Genomic DNA, 8,382 nt, shown 5'->3' on the forward strand with positions numbered 1-8,382 from the left:
CACCGCGTTTTGCTGCTCGGGTCTGCGTCCTAAGAGGTTCTGCATGTCGCACATCATCGAAGCCACACACCAGGTGCCCGCCGCGCTTGCGGGCGCTCGCCTGGACCAGGCGGCGGCGGAGTTGTTCAGCGAATACTCTCGCGAGCGCTTGAAAGCGTGGATCAATGGCGGCGAGCTGACCGTGGACGGCGCGACCGCCAAACCCAAGGCAAAGCTTCACGGCCTGGAGACCCTGCGCCTTTGCGCCACCCTCGAGGAGGATACGCGCTTCGCCGCCCAGGAGATCGCCCTCGATATCGTGTTCGAAGACGAGGCGGTTATCGTGCTCAACAAGCCCGCGGGCATGGTGGTGCACCCGGCGGCAGGCAACCCGGACGGGACGCTTTTGAACGCGCTGCTGTTTCACTGCCCGTCGCTTGCCGAGATCCCCCGGGCGGGGATCGTCCACCGGCTGGACAAGGACACGACGGGCCTGATGATGGTGGCCAAGACCCTGACCGCCCAAACCCGGCTGGTCGAACAGCTGCAGGCGCGAAGCGTCTCGCGCCAGTACGACGCGGTGGTGATCGGCAAGCCCGTATCCGGCGCCACGATCGACGCGCCGATCGGCCGCCACCCAAAGGATCGCAAGCGCCAGGCTGTGACCGCCTCGGGCAAGCCCGCCGTCACGCACTACCGCGTGGTCGAGCGCTTTCGCGCCCACACCCACGTGCGCTGCCAGCTCGAAACCGGGCGCACTCACCAGATTCGCGTGCACATGGCCCACGCCCGCTACCCGCTGATCGGCGACCCGCTCTACGGCGGGCGCGCACGCCTTCCGCCAGGCGCCGGCGAGCAGTTGAAGGAAATCCTGCGCGAGTTCCCCCGGCAGGCGCTGCACGCGCGCAAGCTAAGCTTCATTCATCCGGTCAGCGAAGAGCCCATGACCTTTAGAGCGTCGCTGCCCGACGAGCTTTTGATGCTGCTGGATTACCTGCGCGACGATAGCGAGACCAAACGATGAGCGATGCCATCGACCTGCACCCGAGTAAGGTGGTGCCGGACTGGCCGGCGCCGGACAACGTTCGCGGCTTCGTCACTACCCGCGAAACCGGCCCCAGCCAGAACGACTTCGCCGCCTTCAATCCGGCGGATCATGTCGGCGATCATCCGGATCACGTGGCGCTTTGCCGGCGCCTGCTGCAAAAGGAGATCGGCGACGACCGCCCGCTGTTGTGGCTCGACCAGATTCACAGCGCCCGCGTGCAGCAGAGCTTTCAAGCGAGCCCACCCAAGGCGGACGCCTCGATCGCAACGACTAGCGAGTACGCCTGCGTGGTGCTTACCGCCGACTGCCTGCCGGTGTTTTTCTGTAACCGCCAGGGCAGCCAGGTAGCGGTGGCCCACGCCGGCTGGCGCGGGCTTGCCAGCGGCGTGCTGGAGGCGACGGTCGCGGCGATGAACTGCGACGCCGACGACATTCTGGTGTGGCTGGGCCCGGCGATCTCCAACGCCCAGTTCGAGGTCGGCCCGGAGGTGTACGGCGCCTTCGTCGGTGCGCATCCGGAAAGCGCGGACGCCTTCGAGCACAGCCCCTACCGGCTCAACCACTACATGGCCGATCTTTACCGGCTGGCGCGCTTTCGCCTGGCGACCCTGGGCATTCACCACATCAGCGGCGGCCACTTCTGTACCGCTTGCGAGTCGCGCTTTTACTCCTATCGCCGTGACTCGGGGCGCACCGGGCGCATGGCCAGCGTCATCTGGCTCGCCAACGACCCGGCGTGAGTCGAATTTAACCCTGCATGACCTCTTGAAAGCGCCCTGAATCGGCACCATTTAATTTGTCAAGCCAAACTTTCTGGCAAATTGAAACCGTTCAGGGCCACGCCGCGCGTCCAACCGCGTGGCCATCCCAGGAGAATGCCATGCGATTCGATAAATTCACCGCGAAGCTCCAGTCCGCCGTTGCCGAGGCGCAGTCCCTTGCCGTCGGCCAGGGCCATAACCAGCTCGAGCCCGTTCACCTTCTGCTCTCCTTGCTCGATACCCGCGACACCGGTATCAAGGCGCTCATCGACAAGACCGGTGGGGCGAGTTCACGGCTGCGCGACGCGCTCAAACGTCAGCTCGACGACCTGCCAAAGGTCAGCCAGTTCGATGGCAATGTGCAGCCCTCGCGCGATCTGGTGAAGCTTTTCAACCTCACCGACCGCGAAGCGCAAAAGCGCGGCGACCAGTTCATTGCCAGCGAACTCGTGCTGCTCGCCGCCCTGGAGGCCGGCGGCGCGGTGGCGAAGGCGATGAAAGAGGCCGGCATCGAGCGTAAAAATCTCGAAAGCGCGATCGAGAGCCTTCGCGGCGGCGCGAGTGTGAGTGATGCCAACGCCGAGGATCAGCGTGAGGCGCTCAACAAGTACACCCTTGACCTCACCCAGCGGGCGCTCGAAGGCAAGCTCGACCCGGTGATCGGCCGCGACGACGAGATTCGCCGCACGATTCAGGTGCTTCAGCGGCGCACCAAGAACAACCCGGTATTGATCGGCGAGCCCGGCGTGGGCAAGACCGCCATCGTCGAGGGGTTGGCCAGTCGTATCGTCGATGGCGAGGTGCCGGAAGGGCTCAAGGACAAGCGCGTGCTGTCGCTGGACATGGGGTCTTTGCTTGCCGGCGCGAAGTTTCGCGGCGAGTTCGAGGAGCGTTTGAAGTCGGTGCTCAAGGAGCTCGCCCAGGAAGAGGGGCGGGTGATCCTGTTCATCGACGAGCTGCACACCATGGTCGGTGCCGGCAAGGCCGACGGCGCGATGGACGCCGGCAACATGCTCAAACCCGCACTGGCCCGCGGCGAGCTACACTGCGTGGGCGCAACGACGCTCGACGAGTACCGCAAGTACATCGAAAAGGACGCCGCGCTCGAACGCCGCTTCCAGAAGGTGCTGGTCGACGAGCCCTCGGAAGAGGACACCGTCGCCATCCTGCGCGGCTTGAAGGAGCGCTACGAGGTGCACCACGGCGTGGCGATCACGGATTCCGCAATCATCGCCGCGGCGAAGCTCTCGACCCGCTACATCACCGACCGCCAGCTGCCGGACAAGGCGATCGATTTGATCGACGAGGCGGCCTCGCGCATCCGCATGGAGCTCGATTCCAAGCCCGAATCGATGGACCGCCTCGACCGGCGCCTAATCCAGCTCAAAATGGAGCGTGAGGCGCTCAAGAAAGAGACCGACGAGGCGACCCGCAAACGCCTCGAGGCGCTGAACGATCACATCCATGAGCTGGAACGCGAGTACGCCGACCTCGACGAGATCTGGAAGGCCGAAAAAGCCAGCATTCAGGGCGCCGCCCAGTTCAAGGCCGAACTCGAGCAGGCGCGTCTGGATCTCGAGCAGGCTCGCCGCCAGGGCGACCTTGGCCGCATGTCCGAAATCCAGTACGGCAAGATTCCCGAGCTCGAGAAGAAGATCGCGGAGAGCGGCGAAGGCGAGGCGGATATCGCCAGCCACCAGCTGCTGCGCTCCAACGTCACTGAAGAAGAGATCGCCGAGGTCGTTTCACGCTGGACCGGCATTCCGGTCTCGAAAATGCTCGAAGGCGAGCGCGACAAGCTTCTGCGTATGGAAGAGGCGCTGCACGAGCGCGTGATCGGCCAAGAGGAAGCGGTCGAGGCGGTCGCCAACGCGGTACGCCGCTCGCGGGCGGGGCTTGCCGACCCGAACCGGCCCAACGGCTCGTTTCTGTTTCTCGGCCCGACCGGGGTGGGCAAGACCGAGCTTTGCAAGTCGCTGGCCAACTTCCTTTTCGATACCGAGGAGGCGATGGTGCGCATCGACATGTCCGAGTTCATGGAGAAGCACTCCGTGGCGCGGCTGATCGGCGCGCCTCCCGGCTACGTGGGCTATGAAGAGGGCGGCTACCTGACCGAAGCCGTGCGCCGTAAGCCCTACTCGGTGCTGCTGCTCGACGAGGTGGAAAAGGCGCACCCGGACGTGTTCAACATCCTGCTGCAGGTGCTGGAGGACGGACGCCTGACCGATGGCCAGGGCCGCACGGTAGATTTTCGCAACACCGTGATCGTGATGACCTCGAACATGGGCTCGGACATCATCCAGCGTATGGGCGGTGAGGCCAGCGACGACGCCGGCTATGATGCGATGAAGGAGGCGGTGATGGACGTGGTGGGCAATCACTTCCGCCCGGAACTCATCAACCGCATCGACGAAGTGGTGGTGTTCCATGCCCTTGGTCAGGCGCAGATCCAGGCGATCGCCTCGATTCAGCTCGAGCGTCTGCAGGCGCGCTTGGCCGAGCATGGCCTGAGTCTCGAGGTCAGCGATGAGGCCATGGCGCAGCTCGCGGTGGTCGGTTTCGACCCGGTGTTCGGGGCGCGCCCGCTCAAGCGAGCGATCCAGAGCCGGATCGAAAACCCGCTGGCTCAGGACCTGCTCGCCGGCAAGTACGCGCCGGGGGCGACCATCCACGTCAGCGCTGAGGAGGGCAGGCTGGTCTTCACCTGATAGCGCTTGACGCGATCGACCCGACCCCGCCGGCCTGCCGGCGGGGTTTTTGTTTTGGTGCACCCGCCCCGGTTTGGGGCGATGAAAGGTTGACAGGCAAGAGGCGCTATTGGAATCTTGTGGGTTCCTGATTTGCGGACGCGGACCCCACGGGTAACCCCCTATCCCCGCGTGAAGGGTAGGCTTTCGCCTTTACCCGCCGAAGGACTTCCGGGCTCAAGTCAACCGCTTGGCCTGGCCAATGCCCCGACGCGGTGAACCGCCGCGAAAGGAGGCCGTTTCAACACGGCCTCCGATGAGAGTGCTGGCCCTAACCGGGCCGTATGCCAGGGTTTGGCATCAGGTGTCGGCATCGCCGGCAGCGGCATACCGCCGCACTCGACCCCGCAGCCATCTGCGGATCGCACTCGAGACCTTTAGGGGAGAATTACTGTGGAACTGCTTTCCGGCGCAGACATGATCGCCCGCTTCTTGAAAGACGAGGGCGTCGAATACATTTATGGGTACCCCGGTGGGGCGGCGCTGCATATCTATGACGCGCTCTTCCGCCAGGACGATGTCAAACACATTCTGGTGCGCCACGAGCAGGCGGCGACCCACGCCGCCGACGGCTACGCCCGCGCCTCCGGCAAGCCCGGCGTGGTACTGGTGACCTCCGGGCCCGGCGCGACCAACGCCGTGACCGGCATCGCCACCGCCTACATGGACTCCATTCCCATGGTCGTGCTGTGCGGCCAGGTCATGAGCCATCTGATCGGCGAAGACGCGTTTCAGGAAACCGATATCATTGGCGTGACCCGCCCGATCGTGAAGCACAGCTTCTCGATTCGTCACCCCAGTGAGATTCCGGACGTGCTGAAAAAGGCGTTCTATCTCGCCTCGACCGGCCGCCCGGGCCCGGTGGTGGTCGATATTCCGAAGGACATGACCGCGCCTACCGAGCGCTACGAGTACGCTTACCCGAAAAAGGTCAAGCTGCGCTCCTACAACCCGGTCAGCCGCGGCCACACTGGTCAGATTAAAAAGGCCGTCGAGTTGATGCTCAAGGCCAAGCGCCCGGTGTTCTACACCGGCGGCGGCGTGGTCACGGGCCGTGCCAGCGAAGGCCTGACCGATCTGGTTCAAAAGCTCGGCTTTCCGATCACCACCACGCTCATGGGCATCGGTGCCTACCCGCAAAGCGACAAGCAGTGTTTGGGGTGGCTTGGTATGCACGGCTCTTATGAGTCCAACATGGCCATGCACCACGCCGATCTGATCATCGCCATCGGCGCGCGCTTCGACGACCGTGTGACCAACAACACCTCGAAGTTCTGCCCCACGGCGAAAATCGTTCACGTCGACGTCGACCCGAGCTCGATCTCAAAGACCGTGCGCGCGGACGTGCCGATCGTCGGCCCTGCCGCCGGAGTCATCGACGAGATGATCAGCCTCGTTCAAGGGCGCACGGTGGAAAACACCGACGCGCTTGGCGAGTGGTGGGAGAAGATCGACGGCTGGCGCGCCGAGCGTGAAGGCAAGCTCTATGAGCCGTCGAACGCCGGTGAGGCGCTCAAACCTCAGGAAGTGGTCGAGGCGCTTTGCCGCGTGACCCGGGGAGAGGCGTTCGTCACCACAGATGTCGGCCAGCACCAGATGTTTGCCGCCCAGTACTACAAGTTCGACAAGCCCAACCGGCTGATCACCTCCGGTGGCTTGGGTACCATGGGCTTTGGCTTCCCGGCGGCCATGGGGATCAAGAAAAGCTACCCCGACGATGACGTGGTCTGCATCACCGGCGAAGGCAGCTTTCAGATGATGATGCAGGAGCTCTCTACCTGTAAGCAGTACGGGGTAGGGGTGAAGATCGTCAACCTTAACAACCAGTCGCTTGGAATGGTGCGCCAGTGGCAGGACTTGAACTACAAGTCGCGTCACGCCCACTCCTACATGGAATCCTTGCCGGACTTCCATCTCCTGATCGAGGCCTACGGGTTCACCGCAATTACCGTGACCACGAAAGAGGAGCTGGAGCCAGCGCTGGCCCGCGCCTTCGAGGACAAGCACGAACTGGTGTTCCTCGATATCAAGGTCGACCCCTTCGAGCACGTCTATCCGATGCAAGTGCCGCTCGGCGCGATGCGTGACATGCTGCTGTCCAAAACGGAGCGTACCTGATGCGTCATATCATCTCGATTCTTCTGGAAAACGAACCGGGTGCGCTATCACGTGTGGTGGGCTTGTTTTCTCAGCGTAACTTCAACATCGAAACGCTCAACGTCGCACCCACCGATGATCCGTCACTCTCGCGGTTGACGGTCACCACCGTGGGTGACGATCGTGTGATCGAGCAGATCACCAAGCACCTCAACAAGCTGATCGACGTGGTCAAACTGGTGGATTTGACCGAGGGCAACCACATCGAGCGCGAACTGATGCTGGTGAAAGTGAAAGCGCTGGGCGCTGCCCGCGACGAGGTCAAGCGCACGGTCGACATCTTCCGCGCCCAAGTGGTGGATGTCACGCCGAGCCTCTACACCGTGCAGATCACCGGCGATGCCGCCAAGCTCGACGCGTTCCTGCAGGCTATGGCGCCGGTGGGCATTCTCGAAGTGGCACGTACCGGGGTTTCCGGTATCGCTCGGGGCGACAAGGTGCTGTCGCTTTAGCGCTCGCTTTTCACTTGCGTTTAAAAGCCGCCCCACGGGGCGGCTTTTTTGTCAGCGCTTCGCAGGCATAGCGGCGTGCTGGTTGTCGCGCTCCGCCGGCGTTTGGGCCAGGCTGTGGCGATGGCCGCAATCGCGGTAGCCGCCGGCCGGGTAGCGTGTAGAATGAAAACTGGCCTACAAACGATTTCAAATTAGGGATGACGCACATGAATCAGGACGCTCACGATCAAGAGCCAGGACATACGCCGCCGTCTTACAAACCCGACCGCGATAGCGAATCGGTGAGCAACGAAGACCTTGCCACGGCGTTTCTACGTGAAACCGAGGTGGTCGAGGAGTCCGTCGAGGACGGCAAAAAAATTCGCCGCAAGGGTATTTATCTGCTGCCCAATCTCTTCACCACCTCGGCGCTATTTTCCGGGTTCTTTGCCGTGGTGGCCGGTATCAACGGCGATTTCAGCTCGGCGGCCATCGCTATTTTCATCGCCATGGTGCTCGACGGCCTGGATGGGCGCGTGGCGCGCATGACCAATACCCAAAGCGCTTTCGGCGCCGAGTACGACAGCCTCGCTGACATGATCTCGTTTGGTATGGCGCCGGCGCTGGTGGCCTTTAGCTGGATTTTGCAGGATATCGGCAAGACCGGCTGGGTCGTCGCCTTTCTGTACGTAGCCTGCGCCGCGTTAAGGCTTGCCCGCTTCAACGTCCAGATCGGCAGCACCGACAAGAAGTGGTTCATCGGCCTGCCGAGCCCCTCGGCAGCGGCAGTGGTCGCGGCCAGCGTCTGGACCTTTCACAGCTTCGACGCCGACGCTTTCGGCTTCAAGCTTTTGATGCTGGTGCTGGTGGGTGCGGCGGGCATCCTGATGGTCAGCAATATCCGCTACTACAGCTTCAAGGAACTCGACTTCAAAAAGCCGGTGCCGTTTGTGGTGCTGCTAGCGGTGGTGCTCGGTTTCGTGATGATCTCGGTCGAGCCATCCGCTATGCTGCTGCTACTGTTCGGCGCCTACGTGCTGTCCGGGCCGGTACACGCTGTGATGCGCAAGGCTAAAAACGGCGGCAAGAAGGGGCGTGCCTGATACCGCTATGTGACGCCCTGATGTCGGTGCGCATCTTTTTGAAAAAAGCCCTTGCGCTCTCGGCGGTGAATCCGTAAAGTACGCATCCGCTGCCGGGGACGCACAACGTTTCAGGCGGTGAATGAAGGTGAAAACCTTCGGTTTGTCAGGAAGTTA

At 62.9% G+C, this 8,382-nt stretch carries 6 protein-coding genes; all 6 read left to right on the forward strand.

Going from position 1 to position 8,382, the window contains the following annotated elements:
* Window positions 1-43: 43 nt before the first annotated feature.
* The 6 genes from rluD to pssA all read left to right on the forward strand — a co-directional run bounded on the left by rluD (window position 44) and on the right by pssA (window position 8,226).
* Window positions 44-1,003 (forward strand): 23S rRNA pseudouridine(1911/1915/1917) synthase RluD, encoded by a 960-nt coding sequence (gene rluD / locus ACGLWX_RS16925; RefSeq protein WP_396241475.1) that lies wholly within the window; start codon window positions 44-46, stop codon window positions 1,001-1,003.
* Window positions 1,000-1,767, forward strand: coding sequence for a peptidoglycan editing factor PgeF (gene pgeF / locus ACGLWX_RS16930; RefSeq protein WP_252109583.1), 768 nt, complete (start codon window positions 1,000-1,002; stop codon window positions 1,765-1,767). Before rluD ends, pgeF begins: the two co-directional genes overlap by 4 nt.
* Window positions 1,768-1,907: 140 nt before the next feature.
* Complete coding sequence (clpB, locus tag ACGLWX_RS16935) at window positions 1,908-4,496, forward strand: ATP-dependent chaperone ClpB (protein WP_396241477.1); 2,589 nt, start codon at window positions 1,908-1,910, stop codon at window positions 4,494-4,496.
* Window positions 4,497-4,928: 432 nt separating this feature from the next.
* The gene (locus ACGLWX_RS16940) at window positions 4,929-6,653 is read left to right on the forward strand and encodes an acetolactate synthase 3 large subunit (RefSeq protein ID WP_396241479.1); all 1,725 of its coding nucleotides are present in this window, start codon (window positions 4,929-4,931) and stop codon (window positions 6,651-6,653) included.
* Window positions 6,653-7,144 carry an acetolactate synthase small subunit gene (gene ilvN, locus ACGLWX_RS16945; protein ID WP_252109586.1) on the forward strand — a complete coding sequence of 164 codons (492 nt, stop codon included), beginning with the start codon at window positions 6,653-6,655 and terminating at the stop codon, window positions 7,142-7,144. Before ACGLWX_RS16940 ends, ilvN begins: the two co-directional genes overlap by 1 nt.
* Window positions 7,145-7,350: 206 nt before the next feature.
* Entirely contained in the window at window positions 7,351-8,226 is an 876-nt protein-coding gene (pssA, locus tag ACGLWX_RS16950; RefSeq protein ID WP_396241481.1) for a CDP-diacylglycerol--serine O-phosphatidyltransferase, read from the forward strand.
* The last annotated feature ends 156 nt before the right edge of the window (window positions 8,227-8,382 follow it).

It is taken from the genome of Halomonas sp. HMF6819 (assembly GCF_044335525.1).
Classification (GTDB): domain Bacteria; phylum Pseudomonadota; class Gammaproteobacteria; order Pseudomonadales; family Halomonadaceae; genus Vreelandella.

What these genes read in the sequence shown, in the direction of transcription:
- rluD (WP_396241475.1), top strand. Translation starts at nt 44, where the DNA reads ATGTCGCACATCATCGAAGCCACACACCAGGTGCCCGCCGCGCTTGCG.
- pgeF (WP_252109583.1), top strand. Translation starts at nt 1,000, where the DNA reads ATGAGCGATGCCATCGACCTGCACCCGAGTAAGGTGGTGCCGGACTGG.
- clpB (WP_396241477.1), top strand. Translation starts at nt 1,908, where the DNA reads ATGCGATTCGATAAATTCACCGCGAAGCTCCAGTCCGCCGTTGCCGAG.
- ilvN (WP_252109586.1), top strand. Translation starts at nt 6,653, where the DNA reads ATGCGTCATATCATCTCGATTCTTCTGGAAAACGAACCGGGTGCGCTA.
- pssA (WP_396241481.1), top strand. Translation starts at nt 7,351, where the DNA reads ATGAATCAGGACGCTCACGATCAAGAGCCAGGACATACGCCGCCGTCT.